We start from the raw sequence: 21272 nt of genomic DNA, 5'->3' as shown, positions 1-21272 counted from the left end.
GTTAGTTGTGACACTTGATCTAAAACATGCTGAACCATAGGCTTTCCGCAAACAGGATGTAATACTTTATATAAAGAAGATTTCATTCTTGTGCCTTGACCTGCAGCTAGAATTACTGCATACCGTTTATCCATTATTTAGGCCCCCAATTAGAAGTAATCTATAGAATGTTTATAATAGTACACCTTTTTATCCATAAAAAATATATCTTAAAATAAGTCCTATTTCAAGACAACAAAAAAAAGTACACGATATTTCTAATTTTAGCATAAGTTTTGCTTTTCGCACGTTTGTGACAGGAAAGTTCATTATTTTTAAAAAGTCTGAAAAGTAGATGGTAAGTGGGATAATGGAGAGGTTGGTTGTTCTTAACTTGTGATAATGACAAAATAAAAAGAACTTTGCCCAATTAGGCAAAGTTCTTATCTTTATTTTATGAAGCACCTGCTTCTTCAAATTCTACTTCTAACTCACCTAAACGATGATATTCGGCTAATACAGCATCTTGAATTTTTCCGCGTGTACTAGAATTAATAGGGTGTGCAATATCTCTGAATTCACCGTCAGGAGTGCGCTTACTTGGCATCGCAACAAAGAGACCGTTATTACCATCAATTACGCGAATATCATGTACAACAAACTCATGATCTAACGTAATAGAGGCAATTGCTCTCATACGTCCTTCGGTATTTACGCGGCGTAATCTTACGTCTGTAACTTCCATTCTGTTCACCACCTTTTCCCCCATATGAAAAACTTTAGTTACTTAATTCAACGTTTTTTTTATTATTCCTCCCTTATTTTGAAATTTTTTTATTTTTGGGCAAATTTATTGACAAAAAATAGTGAAAACCAACAATTTCTTCCTTCATTTAAAAAGAATACCAATTTTATAAAGAAATTTTTATCGACATTTCCTTTTTTGAACCTGTTAATTTCCGCTCCAATCATCTTCATTGATAGAACCTCTTAACTATTCTCAAAACAAAAAAACCAATCACAGTTTGTGATTGGCAAAAGATATTATTTAATTAACGCAATAACTTCTATTTCAACTAATGCATCTTTAGGTAGTCTTGCTACTTCGACACATGAACGGGCTGGTTTATGCTCCGAGAAGTATTGACCATAAACTTCATTAAACGGAACAAATGAATTCATATCCTGAAGAAAGACTGTTGCTTTAATAACCGTTTCTAAAGAAGCACCTGCTTCCTCAAGTACAGCCTTCAGATTTTGAAACACTTGATGTGTTTGTTCAACAACATCACCTGTCACCATTTCTCCCTCAGCTGTTAACGGTATTTGACCTGAGCTGTAGAATACGTTATTAACAATAATTCCTTGTGAATATGGTCCAATTGCTGCTGGTGCATTGCTTGTACTAACTGTTCTCATTCAAATCCTCTCCAATCTTTTCTTCATTAACAATTTGGAAGTAACTTCCGTCTGTTACTTGGATATTTCGTTCACGAACGTCGACATCAGCTAATTTCACTAGTGAAACATATTGATCCACCAACCGCTCTTCAACGCCCTCTGTCTCGACTAAAACACCGATCCCTGCTACCTTTGCCTTAAACTCCTCAAGAAGGCTTACCATCCCATTTATGGTGCCTCCTGCTTTCATGAAGTCATCTATGATTAATACATTAGATCCCTCTTTTAAGCTTCGTTTAGCTAGCAGCATGGTTTGAATACGCTTAGATGAGCCTGAAACATAATTAATACTTACAGTTGATCCTTCTGTTACCTTACTGTCTTTCCTTACAATAACCACCGGTACATCCAGTTGTGCTGCTACTGCATAAGCCAATGGAATCCCTTTTGTTGCAACAGTCATAACAACATCGATCTTCCTGTTACTAAAAACAGTTGCAAAAAGCCGGCCTATTTTATTAACAATAGAAGGAGTGCCTAATAAATCAGTTAAGTATAAGTATCCACCCGGCAGTAGCCTCTCCGGCTTTGCAATAAATTCACAAAGTTCTTCAATAAATTGCTTTGCTTCACTTATCGCAACCTTTGGTATAAATTTGACTCCACCAGCTGCACCAGGAACTGTTAACAACGTTCCTATTCCTTGCTGCTCAAAAGTTTCTTTAATAATGGTTAAGTCTTCACTTATAGAGGATTTAGCAGATTGATACTTTTCAGAAAAATGGGTTAACGGCACTAAAGAATGTGGATGATGAAGCAAGTAGTTTGTCATATCAACAAGTCGACCACTACGACGAAATTTCATGAACTGGCAACCTCCAAAATCCGAATATTATTATTGTAAATATAACTTAATATCCGTATTTAATCAAGGATGTTTCGTTCACCAAGCATTCTTACTGCAAAAACCTGATCACAAAAACCCCTTAATCCATTGTAAACTCGTGGCAAACGCGATTCATATTGAACCAAGCCAAAGACTGTTGGTCCACTTCCACTCATTAATACGGCATCTGCGCCAAACCTTTTCATTTGATCCTTTATGTTAGCCACCTCCGGATGCATTCGTAAAGTAACACTTTCTAATACATTTCCCATAAGTGTACAAATTTGATCATAGTCATTTTTATGTAAAGCATCTATCATTCCCTCAACATTAGGATGCTTTATTTTTTGGAGATTTAGATTCTTATAAACATCAGCTGTTGAAACCCCTATCGTTGGTTTCGCCAACACAACCCAGCAATGTGGAGGTGGATCTATATGATGAATAATCTCTCCTCTACCTGTTGCTAAGGCCGTTCCTCCGTATACACAGAATGAAACATCAGAACCAATTTCCGCACCAAGTGTAGCCAATTCATCAAGAGTCAGCCCAAGACTCCATAGCTTATTTAAGCCACGTAAAGTTGCTGCAGCATCACTGCTTCCACCAGCTAACCCTGCTGCAACAGGAATTGTTTTTGTTATAGATATGGAAACACCTCTATTAACTTGATAGCGCTCCTTCAAAAGTCGTGCAGCTTGATAGGCTAAGTTCCTTTGATCGTCTGGCACAAAACGATTATGTGATACAATTCGAATTTCATTGTAAGGTAGATCAATAAGTTCAACCCGATCAGCTAAATCTATTGTTGTCATAATCATTTTAACTTCATGAAAGCCATCGTCACGTTTCTTTAGTACATCAAGTGACAAATTTATTTTCGCTGGTGCTTTTTCTAATACACGCATTGTCATCACCTACTTAAACGATCTAAAAATTGTATCAACATTGTACCACAAAAGCAGGTATTGTATTGCCTTTTTCGACAATTCCAGTTGAAATGAAACAGTTTTCACTATCATTGACCACGATTATGTCACTAATTCAAAAAAGCTAGAATTTATAGTAAATTTCATATAGAAAGAAAGGGCTGACCAAAACCTCACTTATAAAACTGAATAAGTGAGTAATTTTAGCCAGCCCCGCCGCTATCATTACTGATTTACATTATTTTGTTGGGCAAGCTGTTGTTGTGCTAATTCAATTGCACGCTTTACCATATTACCAGCATCCCGTGATCGAATAGCTCCCCAGCCTTCTTCTTTTACTGTATCGTAAAAACCTAAGTCTTTTGCTAACTCATATTTAAAGTCTTCCGACATCATTCCACGACGACGTCTGCCCATGTCGACCACACCTTTCAAAGGATAAGCTTGGAATGTAAAAGAAAGAGATAGTACTGCGGCATTATTTAGTATTTGCATAAAACAAAAGATATATGTAATGAAAACGTTAATATGTCACTTTTAGACAAAAGAAAAAACAGTAAACATTGATGTCTACTGTCCACTAACTGCAAACGAACCTGTTGTATCTTCAAAAAATGTTAATTGCACTGTTTCGGTTAATACATCGGCATAGCTGTAAGATACTCGTTCAAATGAATTTTCATCTTGATCAAGCTCAATAACAAAGACAGATGGATAGGTTTCTGCTAGCACACCACAGCGTTCTATCGTTTTTCTACGACCACCATTAGCTTTAAGAGTTAGTCGTCTGCCAAGATTACCATCCAAGGACTTTTTAATATCCGTTAGAGTTTTTCCCATTGCATCCACCTCACTAATATGATTATACAACCTTCCGCCTATGTAAGTCAAATAAAATTAAAATTATAACAGTAATTTTTCACTACTGTCAATAAAATGTTTTCAACAAAATTCTCACTTTGTTATGGTTAGTTTGAACAATCATTCCCTCTTTTATGTATGAAAATGAATGTTTTTTATAATTTTCTTTTCAAACGTTCATTTTTTATCTCATTTCCCTCTGTGTACGGGTTATTTTTATAGAAAAATCTTAAAAAATACTGAATATCAAATAATGACCTCCATTAAAAATCTTATAGAATTTTATCAAAAAATTTCTTGAAGATTCATCATTTCAATCTCCTTAAAAACCACATTGAGCCCCACAAACAACAGGACGTTTTACAAAAACAGAAAAAGCCACTTACATATGATACGTAAGCGGCGCAAGTTTATTGTGTTGTTGGCTTTCTATACGGCATTCCTGTTCTTAATACTCCTCTTGTTTCCACACCACCAAGACCTTTTTCCCTTGTTAATGTGTTACGAAGGACTTCCCATACATTTATTCTTTCTACAAAAGGAGTAAAGCTTATTTTAGCAACAATATATACAGGATCTAGTGCATGAATGTTTACTCTTGAAGGAGAGCTTGCAAAATTAGCCCCTGCACGTATCAAAGATTCAAAGTGAGACTGACATGCCCCAGCAAAGATTACAAGCTGATCAAGATGTGGTACCTTATTTCTTGCATTACGGACAGTTTGAACAAAATGCTTGGAATGTCTATAGGCATTGATATCGTCAATGTTTCCCTTATGTTTTGAGTATGCATCATGTCCGGTCACAACTAATATATCAGGTCGATATTTTGATAGGAGCTCTGTGATTTTTTCCGGCATCTCTTTTTCATTAAGGTGAACACCATTAACCGGTACACCAATCTTCTCATATAAAGCCAAGCACTTTTGTAAATAAAGTGGATCTCCATCAACATGCAGGACTCTCCCCGGCATATGGAAAAACTCTTCATTGTGGCTATAGCTGGATGTTGCATAGTACTCCTGCTTTTCCCTTAGAAGCTGATAATCCTGCCTAAATAAATGATAAGATTGATCAATTCGTTCTTTTTCTCTCTGCTTTCGGGAATTTCTCTCTGCCTCATCTACAAGAACTAAATCACTACAGTCAGCATCAGCTATTAATCTCACTTCATCACCATGTAAAATTGCAATCTGCTCTCCTGAAGCAGATGAAATGACATCAATCACTCTAAATAACAAATCTAAGTTATAGGATTTTCTTACTACAACATCTCCGATTTTTACTTGCATGTTATATCACTCCAATGAATGATTCACCTGAACACTTTATTTACCCATTAATCAGGCTTCGAGATCTCTTATACACTTCAAGTAATCTTTTACCATGTATAAAATGTATCCTTTTCTAGCCTATGTAGTTTTTTGCTTTTGGTGATTTATATCATGGGGATATAAGCAAAGTAAAAAGCAGAAGATCGTGACTTATTTTGCCTGGATCTTCTGCTTTTTTATTTATTTTACAACCTTTGCTAATGCATCACTTAATTTGGCGAATTCCTCAATAGAAAGAGACTCTCCTCTCCTTTTTCCGTCAACCTCAACATGCTCCAATGTTTCTTCGATCTTTGCTTTTAATTCCTTGCCATTTGGAATAAAATGAACAAGGTTATTTAAAAGAGTTTTTCTTCGTTGTGCAAAACTCGCTCTTACAATTTTGAAAAAGAAGTCTTCATCTTCCACTTCTACAGTAGGCTTGTCTCTTACTAACAATCGGATAATAGCTGAATCTACATTAGGTTGCGGAACAAACACTGTCTTAGGCACTGTCATAACGGTTTTAGCCTCTGTATAGTATTGAACAGCAATCGAAAGTGATCCATATTCCTTTGTTGATGGAGCGGCTGATATTCTGTCTGCTACCTCCTTTTGAAGCATAACAACAATTCCCTTAAGAGGAAGCTTATCTTCTAGCAATTTCATAATGATTGGTGTTGTTACATAGTAAGGGAGATTTGCCACAACCATAATCTCTTCACAATCGCTAAAATTTTCTTCAATTGCTTTTTTCAAATCAGCTTCCAATACATCCTGATGAATAACTGTTATATTTTCATATGGGCTTAATGTTTCATTTAAGATTGGAAGAAGGCGTTTGTCTATTTCAAAGGCTACTACCTTCTTAGCTCTTCGTGCAAGCTGCTCAGTTAATGCACCAATTCCAGGACCTATCTCTATAACCCCTGTTTTGTCTGTCACATTAGCATGATCTACAATTCTTGAAAGGACATTTGGTTCAATTAAGAAATTTTGACCTAAGCTTTTTTTAAAAGAAAATCCATACTTTTCTAAAATGGCTTTTGTTCTTACTGGAGTTGCGATATCTTTTATCATTATTTAGTTTCCTCCTGTAGAATCTTCTTTACTGCATGAATGAATTCCGCTTTACTGATTTGAAACATCTGCAGCCTTTTATGAAGTTGTTTTCCATTTGTATAACCAATTTTTAATAGTATCCCTAGTCTTTCTCGTCGATCTTTTGCTTGATTTCCGCCTATTAAGCCTGCATCTAATAAATCCTCAAACTCAATCTCACTTACAAACTCTGTCATCTCTTCCTTCACAGATTCAAGTGCCTGTTGGATGGCATCGATGGAAGCATGTTCTACTCCAATGCCCTTTCCTCGCTTTGGTCTTGCTTCATTCTTTGGTAAAAATGCATGCTTACATCCTGGAACAAGCTCAGCAATTGTTTTTCTAATTTTCTCCCCTGGAAAATCGGGATCTGTGAATAAAATAACGCCTCTCGTTTGTTGTGCGAGCTTTATTTGCTCAATGACAGCATCTCCAATCGATGAGCCATTTGTTTCTATTGTATCGGCATCAACTGCTCGTTTAATGGCTGTTGTATCATCTTTTCCTTCAACAACAATAATTTCTTTTATTTTCATTATTTCCTCCAAAAAACTTGAAACTTTTTTAACTGCTATTACGTCTTATGTAGTGAAGAACTTCATTGTTAGTATCTATTCTTACCTAAAGAGAATATAAACAGTATACAATGCTCAGAGTTTGAACAAAAGGTTTACAGCTAAGTAATAAAAAATAAAAAACAGAGGACTAAACATCCTCTGTTATGATCTATTCTAAAATTTTTATTTTTACTCTCTTCGAACCCCATCGATAGGCAGCTGATTTTGAAGGGAAGAATACATCAATTTTATTCCCTTTAATAGCGGAACCTGTATCTCCAGCAACTGCATATCCATAGCCTTCGACGTAAACCTTAGTTCCTAATGGAATCACATTAGGATCAACTGCAATTACCTTAGCGTTAGGATTGGCACGTAAATTAATACCTGTAGCTGTTGTACCTGAACAGCCATTACAGCTTGCTGTATATGCTGTTGAACTTACATAAAATTCCCTTGCAACAGAATCATTTCCGCGAGATACAGTGCTTGTTTGTTGCACTACCTTTGTACCTAAGGCAACCACACGATCTTCACTTTCTTGGACTGTTTCTGTTTTAAGTAGTTTCCTAGAAATTTCTTTTCCATTTTCCAAAATGACTTCAAAATGTTTCTCTTGCTTTCCTTCTTTACCGGACTCAAGCACTTTCTGACTTCCTTTTTCGATGTTGTTATCTTTTTTCGTTACAACATCAAAGGCTATTGGTTCTTCCACTACATCGGTGACTTTTTCTACCCGTGTAACCGTAATATCTCTCTTTTCAGCTACTTCTTCTGTCAGAGCCGGTTCAACTTTATCTAATTCATTCAATTTAACGTTTTGATTTTTTAAAAAGTCAGCGACAGTAGTCGAAGTCGTCCATACTTGTTGTTTTTCTCCGCCAACATTTAGTGTAATCTGAAATGCTTTATCAATTGTTAATGACAAATCGCTTTCTATTACTGTATCTAAAGCTGGTTTAATTTGATCATGCTCTGTGACATCCAGGTTTTCTTGTTGTATCAGTTCTTTTACTGTATCCGCTGTTGTCCAAATTGTCCTTCGTTCATCACCCATTGCAACTTTAATTGGCTTTGCTGCTTTATAGGTGATTTCCATATTATCTTTAATCTTTTGATCGACTGAAGGTAATATGTCATCTTCCTTCCTTGTATCTATATCTCTTTCTTCTAGCAAATCATTTACAGTTTCTGCATGAGTACGAACTCTCTCCTCTTTACCGTTTACGGTAAGTAAGACTGTTTCTTTCGTCATCTCGTATGTACCAAATGCAGTACCTGTTCCCAATACTAGTAAACTAGTAGCGGAAAGGACAAATTTGTTTTTTAAGACTTTCTCGGAAAACAGCTTTTTTACATTTTTGCTTAAAATGAAAACCGCCTCCTTCTTCCTCGTGGATTATATAGAGTATCTTTCTTCTTGTCAACCCTTCTAACGTTGTCTCATTTTTCCAACGTAATCATAATTATGCTTAAAATTATGAAAAAAGTGAAGCAAGAGTTATCGACAAAGATATACTATGAGGAAAAATAGACATGTAGAACTGATTGATTTATCCTTTAAGTGGACAAGCTCTTCCATAACTCGACAACGTTCGTTATCGAGTTATGCCGAATACTCTCATTGCATTGTCGGACGTTTTTCCTGCAACTTCTTCAAAACTTACTCCTCTTAACTCAGAAATCTGTTCAGCCACATATCTCACATAACTCGGCTCATTACGTTTTCCTCTGTATGGGTGGGGAGTTAAATAAGGGCAATCTGTTTCAATTAATAACCGGTCCATTGGAATTTCTTTGACTACTTCCTTTGGTTTCTTTGCATTCTTAAACGTCACTGGTCCACCAAATGAAATGTAGAAATTCATCTCCATACACTGTTTTGCAACCTCTAAACTACCTGTGAAACAGTGCATAATTCCTCCAACTTCACTAGCGTTTTCCTCCTGTAATATCTTCACGACATCCTCAGTTGCATCACGGTTATGAATAATAATTGGCAGATTCACTTCTTTTGCTAGCTGAATTTGCTTTCTAAATACTTCTTTTTGTATCTCTTTTGGCGATTTATCCCAATAATAATCTAATCCCATTTCTCCAATAGCAACTACTTTAGGATGTTGTGATAAATCCCTAATCCAACTTAGATCTTCTTCGGTCATATCTATTGCATCTACAGGATGCCAGCCGATTGCAGCATACATCATATCATACTGTTCTATTAACTCCATTGCTCTTTTAATCGTTTCATGATCAAAACCTACAACAACAATATGTGAAACATCCTCACTCTTTGCACGTTCGATAACCTCTTCTAAATCTTCCTCAAATTGCACAGCATTTAAATGTGCATGTGTATCAAAAAGCACGATAACTAACTCCCTTTCTCATTCTATTCGACAAAACAAAAAGGTGTTCAACAAATTGTTACACGTGGAACACCCATTTTTTTTGCTTTTTAGACAAATATCATGTTTATTATTCGAGAATGAAACATCCTTAGGGAGAAAACAGCTCTTGGACTGTATACCTCCCTTTGTGCTATCCACAGGATATTTCAACTATTACTTCATTATTAAGCATTTTTTAATGTAAACTTATTATTTTACCCTCGAACCATTAGGAAGATCAGCATCAACTGTGGCTACTGAGAGCATATCACCTTGTGAACCTGCCAAGATCATACCTTGAGAAAGCTCACCACGTAGTTTTACTGGCTTTAAGTTCACAACACAAATCACCTTTTTACCAATTAAATCTTCTGGCTTATAGTGCTTTGCAATTCCAGATACTACTTGCCTTTTTTCATAGCCTAAATCTAATTGAATTTTTAATAAACGATCGGCCTTTTTCACAGGTTCAGCATGAATGACCTCTGCTACACGAAGATCAACCTTCATAAAGTCATCAATTGTGATTTCCTCCATTGTTTCAGGAGCTGCTACTTCTTCTTTCTTCTCTTCCACTGGTGCAGAATCTTTCATTTGCTCCTTAATATAGGCAACTTCCTCCTCTACTTCAAGTCGAGGGAAAATTGGAGCTTGTTTATTCACTTTTGTTCCTTTTATTTGTCCAAATGAAGTAAGGCTATCCCAATTTTGAAGATCCTGATCCTCTATACCAAGCTGACTAAAAATCTTCACTGGTGTTTCAGTTAAGAATGGCTTTAATAGTACAGCAATGACTCGTAATGATTCTGCAAGATGAACCATGACAGAACCTAATTTTTCACGATCTTCTTCGTTTTTGGCCAATACCCATGGTTGCGTTTCATCAATATATTTATTTGTTCGGCTAACAAATTGCCATAAAGATGAAAGGGCAATAGAGAATTCCATTCTTTCCATTGAATCTTCATACTTCTTAAGCATATCTTGTGATGCTTTCACTAGAGGTTCATCATACTCTGTTTGATAACCATTATATGTTGGAACTTTACCTTCAAAGTATTTATCAATCATTGCTACTGTTCGATTTAGTAAGTTTCCTAAATCATTTGCTAAATCATAATTAACACGATCTATAAATCCTTCCGGAGTAAAGACTCCATCAGATCCAAAAGGTACTTCCCTTAGAAGATAATAACGAAGTGCATCTAAGCCATATTTATCAATTAAGGTAACAGGATCAACAACATTACCTTTTGATTTTGACATTTTACCGTCTTTCATTAGCAACCAACCATGAGCAAATACTTTTTTAGGAAGAGGTAAATCTAGTGCCATTAACATAATTGGCCAATAAATTGTATGGAAGCGTACAATTTCTTTTCCTACTATATGAACGTTAGCCGGCCAATATTTTTTATATTTCTCTTCATTCTCTGTACCATAACCAAGAGCTGTAATGTAATTAGAAAGTGCATCTATCCAAACATATATAACATGCTTTGGATCGCCAGGTACCTTTACTCCCCAATCAAATGTTGTGCGAGATACAGCTAAATCTTCTAGACCCGGTTTAATGAAGTTATTAACCATTTCATTCTTCCTTGATTCTGGTTGAATGAATTCAGGGTTTTCTTCATAATAAGCTAACAAGCGGTCTGCATACTTACTCATTTTAAAGAAGTAAGATTCTTCTTTAACTAATTCGACTGGATGACCACTATCCGGACTTTTACCACCAACAATTTTCCCATTTTCCTTAATTGGGTCCACTAACTGCAGTTCTGTATAAAACGTTTCATCCGGAACTGAGTACCAGCCCTCATACTCATCTAAATAAATATCACCTTGTTCAACAAGTTTAGAAAATATTTTTTCAACAACAACCTTATGACGTTCTTCAGTAGTACGAATAAAATCGTCGTATGAAATGTCCATTTTATTCCAAAGATCTTTAATTCCTGATACAATTCCATCTACATATGCTTGAGGTGTAATATTACTTTCTTCTGCTTTTCGTTGAATCTTTTGACCATGCTCGTCCGTTCCTGTTAAATACATAACATCAAAGCCTCGCATACGCTTATAACGCGCCATTGCATCTCCTGCTACTGTTGTATAAGCATGTCCAATGTGCAGTTTTCCACTCGGATAATAAATAGGAGTGGTAATATAAAATGTTTTTTGATTATTTTCCATTATGTAACCTCCTTAAAACTAAATAACTATTATGTAGTATTTCTAGCAAAAACGCCCTCGCCCCTAAGGACGAGAGCGATTTAGTATGGTTTATTCAACATAATATTCATTTGATCAAGTCCTGTGATTTCATTAGGTTTTTTATGTACTCAGGTAGGTTGACAATACTAACCTATCCACCTCAAACTTTTTCATACTCTTTATGATACCATCTTAGCCCTTAATATCAAGAATATATACCTAAAGTTTTTCTATTTCCCTCATTCGACATGTGCCTATTGAATTTTGTCGAAAACATACAGGACTTTGTCGAAACACCAACTGAGAAATCGTGCTTTTTGTAACAAATTGTATATCAATTATATTCCATTTATAGGTTTTAATTACATATTTTCTGGGTATTTAATTAGATAAACCTTGTTATATCAGTTTTCTGAAAAGATTCCCCTATATTTTTACATGGAAATATAATAAAAATGATTGACGTTTATTGGAAACACTGATATGCTTAATTCAAATCATTTTTTGTCGAATATTGACGAAGTTTATCAAAAATATAGAGCATATATAGATTGAGAGGAGATCATTAAAATGAAATCTACAGGAATTGTACGTAAAGTTGACGAATTAGGGCGTGTTGTTATCCCTATCGAGCTTCGCCGCACACTTGGAATTGCAGAAAAGGATGCATTAGAAATTTATGTTGATGATGATAAAATCATCTTAAAGAAATACAAACCAAATATGACTTGCCAAATTACTGGTGAAGTTTCTGATGATAACCTAGCGTTAGCTAATGGTAAATTAGTTTTAAGCCGTGAAGGTGCTGAACTAATTTTATCTGAAATTCAAAACCAATTAATTAATAATAAATAATTCTAATCTTTAGATTAAGATTTATATATAATCAGATAAGTAACTTTGTTAATACACTTAGTTTTTAATCCTGATAGTAAAAAAGGGATCATGATTGATCCCTTTTTTATTCTACATGAAATGCTTGATAAACATCTCTCTTCTGAATCTTTCTTTCAGTTGCAACCTTTTTAATCGCATCTTTAGATGATAAACCCTCGTTTATATAATGTTCAACATGTTCTTTCATAGACAGTGAATCCCACCAAATGTCTTCCTCAATAAGTATCTCTTCACTAGTGCCTTCAATAATGATACAAAACTCTCCGCGGATTTCTGTTTCCTCTGTCCACTTCATTACATCCTCTATGCTTCCGCGTATAAATTCTTCAAATTTCTTAGTTAATTCTCTCGATAAACAGATTGTACGATTTCCTAAGCTTTCATGCATAAGCTGTAATGTTTCTTTTAGGCGATGCGGGGACTCGTATAAAATAATCGTTTCTTTTCGAATACGTAGTGACTCTAATTGATTTCTTTTTTCTTTTTTTTGTCGATCTAAAAAGCCAAAAAAGAAAAACGGTTGAGGTGTAATACCTGATGCAATTAGAGCTGTTAATGCTGCGTTAGCACCCGGTAATGGGATCACCTTTCCTCCTATTTCCAGGACTTGTTTCACCAATTCACTTCCAGGATCTGAAATGGTTGGCATTCCCGCATCACTAATTAAAGCTATATTCTTATTTTGCTGTAAATACTCAATGACACGATTTCCACTAGTTTCTTTATTATGTTCATGATAGCTAAAAATAGGTGTAGAGATCTCAAAATGATTACATAATTTTTTTGATTGTCTTGTATCTTCAGCTGCAATTAAATCTACTTCTTTTAACACCTTAATAGCTCGAAATGTCATATCCTCAAGATTTCCAATCGGAGTCGGTACTAAATACAAGTTTCCGATTTCACTTTCTTCTTGTTGAAAGCTTTTTTGAGTTTTTATCATATTTATTACCTGCTCTCTATGTATTGTTTCTTTTTTTCCTTTGTTAACTTTTTAAAACTAATTTCCATCCTTAGTGCATCGCCTTTGGAGTCATACTCCTCAGAATATAAAAGTTTCACAGGAGTTCTTCCTCTCGTATACTTTGCACCTTTTCCATCATTATGTTTTTGAATTCGTTTTTCTAAATCAACTGTATATCCAGCATAATAGCTTCCATCACTGCACTCTAACACATAAAAATAATGGTTCCCCATTTATCCTTCTCCTTAGTGTTAACCGTTCTCAGATCCATATAATATTTTCTTTATAACCGGCGTATATTCATGATTCTCATCATACACAAAGATTGGAGGCATTAACTTCAAGTCAGCTTGTCCACCTTTTATTCCTTCAATTAAGAGTGTATTTGCTTCTTTTCCTTGTTTTGGATAAACAAATTGTATCCGTTTCGGCTCTACCCCATATTTTCTCATTAGCTCTGTTATGTCAACTAATCTCCCTGGTCTATGAACTATTGAAACTTTTCCGCCTTGTTTTACAAGTTGACTACATACTCTTATCACATCTTCTAATGTACATAAAATTTCATGTCTTGCAATGGCGAGATGCTCATTAAGATTTTGTTTATCTTTAGCAGGAGTTTTAAAATAAGGAGGGTTGCATGTCACAACATCAAACTTTCCATATCCAAGTTCATTTGGCATGTCTTTTAAATCACCATGGATTAGCTTAATTTGATTTTCTAACTTATTATATTCAACACTTCTTATAGCCATTTGATAAAGTCTTTCTTGAATCTCAACACCTACGATATTTCCTTTTGTTCTTGTACTAAGAATAAGCGGGACAATCCCATTACCCGTACATAAATCAATGATCTTTCCTTTTTGAATAGGCATATATGCAAATCTAGAAAGTAATACAGCATCCAATGAAAAGGAAAAAACTGTTGGACTTTGGATAATTCTTAGATTTTCAGCTAATAAATAATCCAATCTTTCGTCACCTATTAACTTAACCATCTTTCTCTATGCTCCTTTTTAAGCGCTCTATTGTGTGCTTTATATAAAGTTGGCTCAACTCCAAGCCATTATGATGATAGCCTTCACTTTTCTATACTTTCTAATAGTAAAAAAAAGACTGACACATAATCAATATGAGTCAGTTTATTATTTCTTATTTAAGAATGATAAGCAAAATAAACAATCACCATCTTTGCGAATGCTTCCATAATGTAAATTACAAATATGAAAGCCCTCTTGATACAGTCTTGCTAAATTATCATACCCTTCACCTATATCAACTGAATTCTGCTTTTTTTGCTGTTTTTCTTTTGATTTTGTCTTTTTTGTTTTTACCGTACTTTTTGTATTTGTTATTGTTGAATCTAAGCGTCGGCGCAAGTTCTCATTTTCTATTTGTAAATGATGATTTTCCTCAATAAGTTCAGCCAGATGCTGCTTTAATTCACCTAATTGAGTATATAGAGATCCGATTTGCTCTTCCATACTGCTGACAGATTCAAATATCTCCTTCTTATCCACTTGTGCCACCTCATTAATCTGTGGATTGCATTGGAACTACGCCTTCTTTCTGCAATTCATCCCAAGTGTATTCAACCACGCGTTCTTGTTCCACTAGGTTTACCTGTAATATTTTCTCTAATATATTTAAACCAACGACTTTACCTTGTCCATTAGGTGTTTCAATCATTTCTCCTAAATCCGGAAGCTGTTCTTTTGCCGATTCATATTCATCATTTTCATACTTTAAACAGCACATAAGACGACCACATAGACCAGATATTTTCGTCGGATTTAAAGATAAATTTTGATCCTTTGCCATTTTAATAGAGACTGGTTCAAAGTCCCCTAGAAAAGTAGAACAACACAGCATACGTCCGCAAGGCCCTATGCCACCAAGCATTTTTGCCTCGTCACGTACACCAATTTGTCGTAGTTCAATTCTGGTTTTAAAAATAGCTGCTAAGTCTTTTACTAATTCTCTAAAGTCAACACGACCATCTGCAGTGAAGTAGAAGATGACCTTATTGCGATCAAATGTATATTCAACATCAACTAGCTTCATATCTAGTCCATGTTCTGACACTTTTTTCTGACACACATGATAGGCTTCTGATGCTGCTTCTTGATTTTCCTGAACCATTAAACGGTCCTTTTCATCAGCAAGACGAATCACCTTTTTTAAAGGCAAAACAACATCATTTTCTTCTACCTTTTTATTATTTAAAACAACTTTTCCATATTCAATTCCTCGAATTGTCTCAACAATGACAAAATCATCATCATCTATATGAAGACCATTAGGGTCAAAATAATATATTTTGCCCGCCTTTTTAAAGCGAACACCTACAACATTATACAAACTTATCCCTCCTGCAATGTTAAAACCAATTGCTCCATAAGTAATTGTGGATTCACATTGGCATGAAGCCTTTTTTTAGCTTCTAATATAGAAGTAATCTTCTCTGTTACACTTCTTTGGGTCATTTGAAGGGCATGCTGTTTTATTTGCTGAATGATGTCATGATAAATAATGTTTTCTTCATTACCTATTTGTATAGATAAGACATCTTTATATAAATATAATAGCAAGTCTAACCCTGTATCTTGCTTATCTTTATCATTAAAGTGGTTCATCCACTCCGTGTGTATAAATAATGGTGCCTGTCCTTTTTGAGTGATAAGGACCTCATACAATTTTATCACTTTCAATCTAGCCTGCGCAAACCAATCATCTTTTGTTAAGTCCAATGCAGCATTAAGATCATTTGTTAGTTGCGACACTAATGCGGCAATATGCTTCGCTACTCCTGACTTCTCAAGGGTTTCTTGGATTGCAATAGGCTGTAGTGGGTGAAAGGATAATAGCTGACACCTTGAAAGAATTGTATTTAATATTTTATGATACTGTTCAGTTATTAGAATGGCAATTGTGTTTGCGTTAGGCTCTTCTAAAAACTTTAATAAGCTGTTAGCTGCATTAACAGTCATTTTATCAGCATGGATAATCATATAAAGCTTTTTATTGGACTCTACTCCAGACTTAGAAAACTCTTCTTGCAAAGCTTGAATTTGTCCCTTTTTTATTGATAATCCATCTGGTTCTACAATATGAACATCAGGGTGATTTCCTGAATCTATTCTTCTACAGTTTTTACAGTTATCACATGGTTCATAGGTTTGAAGATTTTCACAAAAGAAACTTTTTGCTAAAAGAATTCCAGCATCTTTCTTGCCTGTCCCTTTCTTTCCTTCAAACAAATAGGCATGTGCTAACCGTTGTTTTTGAATACTATTTGCTAATAACTTCATCACACGCGGTTGATATGTGACTAGTTCTTGCCAGTTTTTGTCCATATTACTCATCACTCTCTACGTATAGAGGTTAACAAGTAAGCCTTTAACCTCGCCTATTTTTGCAAGAATATCAATTGATGAACTTTCTTTACTCATCATTTCATCTGTAAGATTTATTAATAACTCATCAACCTGTTCAATAATTTTTAAAGAACGGCTGTTTCCATTATAATCCCAGCTTCTTGACTGCTTCATATTCATTCCGTATTCAACAGCCTCATGAATAAACTTTTTAACTAAAAGCTTATACTTTGACAAATCACTGAAGTTTCTTGACTTTCCTAACCTTCGGCCTGCATCATCTATATTTGCCAACAATTTCGTTAGCTGATCATTTTGTAGCTTATTACCTTGCTTGACAATGAGGTCTTGGAAGCCCTTTGAAGATGCTTGAGCTACCTTCTGTTCCATTCCTCTTTTATCCAAGGTAGATCTTATATCCTGACTTATCTTCATCATATACCTCCATGGCTTATAAGGCCATATAGACATTATCTAAATCAATCTTAAAATTGATGAAATTGTTCAACAGGTAGAACGAAAACAGTTGCTCCTCCAACCTCTACTTCAACAGGGTATGGAATAAATGAGTCGGCATTTCCACCCATTGGTGAAACTGGTGCCACAAGCTGATCTCTCGACTTACAATTATCCTTAACAATTTGCAATGCTTTATCAACTCTAATATCCTCAGTACCAATCATAAATGTTGTATTACCGGATTTAAGAAATCCACCTGAACTTGATAGTTTTGTAACACGGAAATTATGCTCAGTAAGTGCATTTAAGAGTTTATTACTATCTTGGTCCTGTACAACAACAATAATTAACTTCATATATAGAAGCCTCCCTTTATTGTAACATGTCCATCTATGTGAATCATTGCTTGTTTAATGGTAATTTCATGATAGCTTATGCTTAAAAAGAAATCACCCTTTTTAATGCTGTTTTTACGTCATTTACTACTTCACCAATTGATTTTTCAGCATCAATCACAATTATACGGTCTGGAAATCTTTCTAGAACTTTTTGATATCCCTCCTGTACTTTCCGATGAAACGATATATTTTCTAAGTCCAAACGATTTTTTTCTCTTTCTGAACTTTTTGCTATTCTCTGAAGCCCTACCTCAGGGTCAATTTTAAAGTAAAAAGTTAGATCAGGCATTAATCCATTAATCGCAAATTCATTTATTGAAAACACTTCATCAATTCCTAATCCTCTTGCATACCCTTGATACGCCAATGAACTATCAATAAATCGATCACAAAAAACGACTTTACCGGACTCGATTGCAGGAATAACCTTTTCAACTAAATGTTGCCTTCTCGCTGCAGCATAAAGCAGGGCTTCTGTTCGAGGATCCATTTCAGTATGATCTTTATGTAAGATAACCTCTCTTATTTTCTCAGCAATATGGATACCACCAGGCTCCCTTGTAAAAACAGCTTCTGTCTCGATAACTTTTATGTCTTTCATCAATTCCTCAAGGACAGAAGTTTTTCCTGCTCCCTCTGGACCTTCAAATGTAATAAATTTGCCTTTCAAACAATGTCACCTCTTATAGATACTTATTTTGCCTTGTTTAATATTACTGTCACCTTGAATGTTTACACCTGATTGGAGTAGTTCTTTTAAGCGATCTATCAAATCAGCTGTAATCGTTTGTCCTATCATAATAAAAGGAATACCTGGCGGATATGGAATGATTGACTCCGCAGAAAAATGTCCAACTGCTTCCTCTAACATAACTATTTGCTTTTCACATTTTTTTAAATATGAATAAGATCTTTCTAATCTATGTATGCCAATTTCCTCAAACTCTCTCCAAACTTTCTGATTCATGTTCGACTTTGCATTGTTTGGTGGAGGTTGGATTGATGCTAACTTTTCACCTAATGAACAATCACTTGCAAGTGGCAAAATAAATAAAACATGATCAGGATTAGCTAACTCTGTAAATATTCCATGATGTTCTAAATAACTCTGTAGCTCGTAACCTGATAATCCATTTGTAGAGCGAATTGTGACTTTCAAAGGATCTGAATGTATAAGTTTATCATTCGTTTCAATCACGTCCAAATAATTCAGTGCCTTAATCTGCTGTTTTATTATTTCTGTAGATTTTATAATGTCAACTTGTGCTTCCTCTTTTATGGTTCTTTCTAGATAAGCTCGAGCCATATCCAATGATGCCATGATAGGATATGACGGACTACTACTTTGTAGCATCGATAAATAAAATTCTATCTTTTCTCTATCTATAAGCTTGCTATTAAAGTGTAGATACGACCCCATTGTCATTGCCGGTAAAGTTTTATGAGCAGAATGAATAACAACATCAGCACCAGCCTCTATCGCTGACATCGGAAATCCATTTCCAGCTATAAAGTGGGCGCCATGTGCCTCATCCACTAGTACAGGAATATGATATTTATGTGCAAATTCTATAACTTCTTTTAAATGAACTGTTAATCCATAATAGTTAGGATTCGTTATGATTAAGGCCTTCGCATTTGGATAAAGGGAGATTGCCTTCTTTACCCTGTCGCATTCAATATAACTAGGAACTTGATAATCTTCATCCACTTTTGGTGATAAAAATATAGGGGTAGCTCCAGCAAGCTGAATGCCATGTATAATTGATTTATGTGAATTGCGTTGGACTAGAACTTCCTCACCTTCTAGACAAGATCCTAGTATCATCGCCAGATTTCCAACGGTTGATCCATTAACTAAAAAATAAGACCTTTCAACTCCATATAACTCTGCCGTTAACTGTTGTGCCTCAGCTATGACTCCTTTAGCATCATGTAAATCATCCAAACCAGTTAACTCAGTTACATCATAACGTAAAATATCCTTATAAACCTGCTCCATTTGTTTTAACATTACTGTCCCGTTTTTATGTCCCGGCACATGCAATGATAAAGAATTCCTCTCAGCATGCTTCTGCAAAGCCGAATAAAGAGGCATTTTCATATTATAATCATCGTCCTTTATTATCTATAAACTAATTATAACAATACTTAACTTCCTTATCGACCGAAGAAAATATGTACAGCTATACTTTTTAAAAAATCAATGATTAACAATCACAGATAAGCGCCCAATACATATTATACGGATAACAAAAATAATTAAATTCATAATTGTGTATACAATAATAAACTTTTGGTCAAAATAAAAGGTATGGAGGTGGAGAATATGAATTCTACTAGTTTACAACATTTAAATGGGGAAACTTGCATTATATGTGACAAGGAAAAGGAAACAGGAATTCATCTCTATACGAGTTTCATATGTGTAGAATGTGAAAAAAACATAACAAACACACAAACATCTGACCCTAAATACCAATACTACTTAGAAAAATTAAGAAGAGTGAAAAACCCGCCGCTTTATTCTTAGAGGTGGAGAGGTGGTGCCTGTCACTTCCCGGATTTTGAGAGGTGGTGCCTGTCACTTCCCGGATTTTGAGAGGTGGTGCCTGTCACTTCCCGGATTTTGTAGAATAATGTTGGTTAGAAATAAAGTTGATACGCAAGGTGAATAGATGAAGGGCATATTCTTTGTGATATGCTCTTTTTTTGTTTTTTACAGAGTTTTCTTTGTTATTTTGAAATTTTTAGCTTCATTTAGCTTGTGATTACTGTGTAAACACAGGTTTTCTGCTTAAGGCTAGAGCTACAGATTCACTTCCATAGACAATTTAGATGTGGTTTTTATGTTTATCTTCGATTCTGAATACTTTATCTACGATTATTAAAGTTTTATCTTCGATTCTGGGTACTTTATCTACGATTATTAAGGTTTTATCTTCGATTCTACAGATTTCTACAACCCTCAACATTTCATTTTATAACTTCACAAAAAAAGACCAGCATCTCTACTGATCTTTTCTCATCTTACTTGGCGACGTCCTACTCTCACAGGGGGAAACCCCCAACTACCATCGGCGCTGAAGAGCTTAACTTCCGTGTTCGGCATGGGAACGGGTGTGACCTCTTCGCCATCATCACCAAATAATATTTAGTTTGAAGGATGTTCCTTCAAAACTAGATAACGATTCACAATTCAACTTCACTCTACTGAGTTTACACTCTTACTTTGTCCAGCTCCAGAAGCCAAATCCTACGGTAATTTCACTCTCTCGAAGAAGTCAAAAAACGACTTCATCTCGATCGCACCAATTCCCTATGGATTTGAGCGGAGCTTCTTCCGCTTTTCTATTAGGTTAAGTCCTCGATCGATTAGTATCAGTCAGCTCCACACGTCACCGCGCTTCCACCTCTGACCTATCAACCTGATCATCTTTCAGGGATCTTACTAGCTAATGCTATGGGAAATCTCATCTTGAGGGGGGCTTCATGCTTAGATGCTTTCAGCACTTATCCCTTCCGCACATAGCTACCCAG

General features: G+C 35.2%; 25 protein-coding genes and 2 rRNA genes. 2 read left to right on the top strand and 25 right to left on the bottom strand.

What is annotated here, in order from left to right; translation table 11 throughout:
• From ACEWK1_RS23145 to metG, 13 genes are all read right to left on the bottom strand, one after another.
• On the bottom strand, window positions 1-134 hold a 134-nt coding region (locus ACEWK1_RS23145), incomplete at its 3' end, for an NTP transferase domain-containing protein (protein WP_416636697.1).
• Window positions 135-433: 299 nt separating this feature from the next.
• A complete protein-coding gene (gene spoVG / locus ACEWK1_RS23140; RefSeq protein ID WP_026562422.1) occupies window positions 434-724 on the bottom strand; it encodes a septation regulator SpoVG in 291 nt (96 codons plus the stop codon).
• 299 nt (window positions 725-1023) lie between these two features.
• The gene (ridA, locus tag ACEWK1_RS23135) at window positions 1024-1398 is read right to left on the bottom strand and encodes a 2-iminobutanoate/2-iminopropanoate deaminase (protein WP_121664128.1); all 375 of its coding nucleotides are present in this window, start codon (window positions 1396-1398) and stop codon (window positions 1024-1026) included.
• Window positions 1385-2245, bottom strand: coding sequence for a pur operon repressor (gene purR, locus ACEWK1_RS23130; RefSeq protein WP_121664127.1), 861 nt, complete (start codon window positions 2243-2245; stop codon window positions 1385-1387). The genes ridA and purR overlap by 14 nt, the downstream gene beginning before the upstream one ends.
• 59 nt (window positions 2246-2304) lie before the next feature.
• On the bottom strand, window positions 2305-3174 hold the full coding sequence (ispE, locus tag ACEWK1_RS23125) for a 4-(cytidine 5'-diphospho)-2-C-methyl-D-erythritol kinase (RefSeq protein ID WP_121664126.1): 870 nt from the start codon (window positions 3172-3174) through the stop codon (window positions 2305-2307).
• A gap of 246 nt (window positions 3175-3420) precedes the next feature.
• Complete coding sequence (locus ACEWK1_RS23120) at window positions 3421-3612, bottom strand: small, acid-soluble spore protein, alpha/beta type (protein WP_098795105.1); 192 nt, start codon at window positions 3610-3612, stop codon at window positions 3421-3423.
• Between the two features lie 153 nt (window positions 3613-3765).
• Window positions 3766-4035: a biofilm formation stimulator Veg gene (gene veg / locus ACEWK1_RS23115; RefSeq protein ID WP_026562427.1), complete on the bottom strand. Its 270-nt coding sequence runs from the start codon at window positions 4033-4035 to the stop codon at window positions 3766-3768.
• Window positions 4036-4466: 431 nt separating this feature from the next.
• Window positions 4467-5348, bottom strand: coding sequence for a sporulation peptidase YabG (gene yabG / locus ACEWK1_RS23110; protein ID WP_121664125.1), 882 nt, complete (start codon window positions 5346-5348; stop codon window positions 4467-4469).
• A 222-nt stretch (window positions 5349-5570) separates the two neighbouring features.
• Window positions 5571-6449, bottom strand: a complete 879-nt coding sequence (rsmA, locus tag ACEWK1_RS23105) for a 16S rRNA (adenine(1518)-N(6)/adenine(1519)-N(6))-dimethyltransferase RsmA (RefSeq protein WP_212138700.1) — start codon at window positions 6447-6449, stop codon at window positions 5571-5573.
• On the bottom strand, window positions 6449-7006 hold the full coding sequence (gene rnmV / locus ACEWK1_RS23100) for a ribonuclease M5 (RefSeq protein WP_121664123.1): 558 nt from the start codon (window positions 7004-7006) through the stop codon (window positions 6449-6451). Before rnmV ends, rsmA begins: the two co-directional genes overlap by 1 nt.
• A gap of 190 nt (window positions 7007-7196) precedes the next feature.
• On the bottom strand, window positions 7197-8282 hold the full coding sequence (locus ACEWK1_RS23095) for a G5 and 3D domain-containing protein (RefSeq protein ID WP_251406737.1): 1086 nt from the start codon (window positions 8280-8282) through the stop codon (window positions 7197-7199).
• Between the two features lie 343 nt (window positions 8283-8625).
• Window positions 8626-9396, bottom strand: a complete 771-nt coding sequence (locus ACEWK1_RS23090) for a TatD family hydrolase (RefSeq protein ID WP_212138701.1) — start codon at window positions 9394-9396, stop codon at window positions 8626-8628.
• Between the two features lie 231 nt (window positions 9397-9627).
• Window positions 9628-11613 (bottom strand): methionine--tRNA ligase, encoded by a 1986-nt coding sequence (gene metG, locus ACEWK1_RS23085; protein WP_212138702.1) that lies wholly within the window; start codon window positions 11611-11613, stop codon window positions 9628-9630.
• Window positions 11614-12198: 585 nt separating this feature from the next.
• Between metG and ACEWK1_RS23080 the strand changes: the two genes are divergently transcribed.
• Window positions 12199-12489, top strand: coding sequence for an AbrB/MazE/SpoVT family DNA-binding domain-containing protein (locus ACEWK1_RS23080; RefSeq protein ID WP_121664119.1), 291 nt, complete (start codon window positions 12199-12201; stop codon window positions 12487-12489).
• Window positions 12490-12595: 106 nt separating this feature from the next.
• Here ACEWK1_RS23080 and rsmI read toward each other — a convergent pair whose 3' ends face one another.
• From rsmI to ACEWK1_RS23030, 10 genes are all read right to left on the bottom strand, one after another.
• Window positions 12596-13474, bottom strand: coding sequence for a 16S rRNA (cytidine(1402)-2'-O)-methyltransferase (gene rsmI / locus ACEWK1_RS23075; protein WP_212138703.1), 879 nt, complete (start codon window positions 13472-13474; stop codon window positions 12596-12598).
• 5 nt (window positions 13475-13479) lie between these two features.
• Entirely contained in the window at window positions 13480-13728 is a 249-nt protein-coding gene (locus ACEWK1_RS23070) for a GIY-YIG nuclease family protein (RefSeq protein WP_212138704.1), read from the bottom strand.
• Between the two features lie 18 nt (window positions 13729-13746).
• On the bottom strand, window positions 13747-14496 hold the full coding sequence (locus ACEWK1_RS23065) for a tRNA1(Val) (adenine(37)-N6)-methyltransferase (RefSeq protein WP_121664116.1): 750 nt from the start codon (window positions 14494-14496) through the stop codon (window positions 13747-13749).
• A gap of 147 nt (window positions 14497-14643) precedes the next feature.
• The gene (yabA, locus tag ACEWK1_RS23060) at window positions 14644-15018 is read right to left on the bottom strand and encodes a DNA replication initiation control protein YabA (protein WP_098795116.1); all 375 of its coding nucleotides are present in this window, start codon (window positions 15016-15018) and stop codon (window positions 14644-14646) included.
• A 13-nt stretch (window positions 15019-15031) separates the two neighbouring features.
• The gene (locus tag ACEWK1_RS23055; RefSeq protein WP_098795117.1) at window positions 15032-15859 is read right to left on the bottom strand and encodes a PSP1 domain-containing protein; all 828 of its coding nucleotides are present in this window, start codon (window positions 15857-15859) and stop codon (window positions 15032-15034) included.
• A 2-nt stretch (window positions 15860-15861) separates the two neighbouring features.
• Window positions 15862-16854 carry a DNA polymerase III subunit delta' gene (gene holB, locus ACEWK1_RS23050; protein ID WP_212138705.1) on the bottom strand — a complete coding sequence of 331 codons (993 nt, stop codon included), beginning with the start codon at window positions 16852-16854 and terminating at the stop codon, window positions 15862-15864.
• A 15-nt stretch (window positions 16855-16869) separates the two neighbouring features.
• Window positions 16870-17310 carry a YaaR family protein gene (locus tag ACEWK1_RS23045; RefSeq protein WP_121664113.1) on the bottom strand — a complete coding sequence of 147 codons (441 nt, stop codon included), beginning with the start codon at window positions 17308-17310 and terminating at the stop codon, window positions 16870-16872.
• A 50-nt stretch (window positions 17311-17360) separates the two neighbouring features.
• Window positions 17361-17690: a cyclic-di-AMP receptor gene (locus ACEWK1_RS23040; RefSeq protein ID WP_121664112.1), complete on the bottom strand. Its 330-nt coding sequence runs from the start codon at window positions 17688-17690 to the stop codon at window positions 17361-17363.
• Window positions 17691-17772: 82 nt separating this feature from the next.
• Window positions 17773-18402: a dTMP kinase gene (tmk, locus tag ACEWK1_RS23035; protein WP_212138706.1), complete on the bottom strand. Its 630-nt coding sequence runs from the start codon at window positions 18400-18402 to the stop codon at window positions 17773-17775.
• A 6-nt stretch (window positions 18403-18408) separates the two neighbouring features.
• Window positions 18409-19836, bottom strand: a complete 1428-nt coding sequence (locus ACEWK1_RS23030) for an aminotransferase class I/II-fold pyridoxal phosphate-dependent enzyme (protein WP_212138707.1) — start codon at window positions 19834-19836, stop codon at window positions 18409-18411.
• 225 nt (window positions 19837-20061) lie between these two features.
• Here ACEWK1_RS23030 and ACEWK1_RS23025 point away from each other — a divergent pair, with 225 nt between their 5' ends.
• On the top strand, window positions 20062-20265 hold the full coding sequence (locus tag ACEWK1_RS23025; RefSeq protein WP_121664109.1) for a sigma factor G inhibitor Gin: 204 nt from the start codon (window positions 20062-20064) through the stop codon (window positions 20263-20265).
• Window positions 20266-20764: 499 nt separating this feature from the next.
• Here ACEWK1_RS23025 and rrf read toward each other — a convergent pair.
• Window positions 20765-20880 (bottom strand): 5S ribosomal RNA (rrf, locus tag ACEWK1_RS23020).
• 207 nt (window positions 20881-21087) lie between these two features.
• A 23S ribosomal RNA gene (locus ACEWK1_RS23015) occupies window positions 21088-21272 on the bottom strand; the annotation flags it as partial.

The organism is Metabacillus sp. YM-086 (assembly GCF_048059995.1).
In the GTDB taxonomy this organism is placed as follows: domain Bacteria; phylum Bacillota; class Bacilli; order Bacillales; family Bacillaceae; genus Metabacillus; species Metabacillus litoralis_B.
Note: the sequence above shows the minus strand (reverse complement) of the source record. Positions and strands in the feature narration are given on the sequence as shown.

Bases quoted from the DNA above. Each gene is read 5' to 3' on its own strand.
- purR (WP_121664127.1), bottom strand. From the start codon at position 2,245: ATGAAATTTCGTCGTAGTGGTCGACTTGTTGATATGACAAACTACTTG.
- rsmA (WP_212138700.1), bottom strand. From the start codon at position 6,449: ATGATAAAAGATATCGCAACTCCAGTAAGAACAAAAGCCATTTTAGAA.
- ACEWK1_RS23025 (WP_121664109.1), top strand. From the start codon at position 20,062: ATGAATTCTACTAGTTTACAACATTTAAATGGGGAAACTTGCATTATA.
- ispE (WP_121664126.1), bottom strand. From the start codon at position 3,174: ATGCGTGTATTAGAAAAAGCACCAGCGAAAATAAATTTGTCACTTGAT.
- rnmV (WP_121664123.1), bottom strand. From the start codon at position 7,006: ATGAAAATAAAAGAAATTATTGTTGTTGAAGGAAAAGATGATACAACA.
- ridA (WP_121664128.1), bottom strand. From the start codon at position 1,398: ATGAGAACAGTTAGTACAAGCAATGCACCAGCAGCAATTGGACCATAT.
- yabG (WP_121664125.1), bottom strand. From the start codon at position 5,348: ATGCAAGTAAAAATCGGAGATGTTGTAGTAAGAAAATCCTATAACTTA.
- metG (WP_212138702.1), bottom strand. From the start codon at position 11,613: ATGGAAAATAATCAAAAAACATTTTATATTACCACTCCTATTTATTAT.
- ACEWK1_RS23040 (WP_121664112.1), bottom strand. From the start codon at position 17,690: ATGAAGTTAATTATTGTTGTTGTACAGGACCAAGATAGTAATAAACTC.
- spoVG (WP_026562422.1), bottom strand. From the start codon at position 724: ATGGAAGTTACAGACGTAAGATTACGCCGCGTAAATACCGAAGGACGT.
- ACEWK1_RS23030 (WP_212138707.1), bottom strand. From the start codon at position 19,836: ATGAAAATGCCTCTTTATTCGGCTTTGCAGAAGCATGCTGAGAGGAAT.
- ACEWK1_RS23095 (WP_251406737.1), bottom strand. From the start codon at position 8,282: ATGACGAAAGAAACAGTCTTACTTACCGTAAACGGTAAAGAGGAGAGA.
- ACEWK1_RS23120 (WP_098795105.1), bottom strand. From the start codon at position 3,612: ATGGGCAGACGTCGTCGTGGAATGATGTCGGAAGACTTTAAATATGAG.
- veg (WP_026562427.1), bottom strand. From the start codon at position 4,035: ATGGGAAAAACTCTAACGGATATTAAAAAGTCCTTGGATGGTAATCTT.
- rsmI (WP_212138703.1), bottom strand. From the start codon at position 13,474: ATGATAAAAACTCAAAAAAGCTTTCAACAAGAAGAAAGTGAAATCGGA.
- ACEWK1_RS23070 (WP_212138704.1), bottom strand. From the start codon at position 13,728: ATGGGGAACCATTATTTTTATGTGTTAGAGTGCAGTGATGGAAGCTAT.
- ACEWK1_RS23065 (WP_121664116.1), bottom strand. From the start codon at position 14,496: ATGGTTAAGTTAATAGGTGACGAAAGATTGGATTATTTATTAGCTGAA.
- ACEWK1_RS23045 (WP_121664113.1), bottom strand. From the start codon at position 17,310: ATGAAGATAAGTCAGGATATAAGATCTACCTTGGATAAAAGAGGAATG.
- holB (WP_212138705.1), bottom strand. From the start codon at position 16,854: ATGGACAAAAACTGGCAAGAACTAGTCACATATCAACCGCGTGTGATG.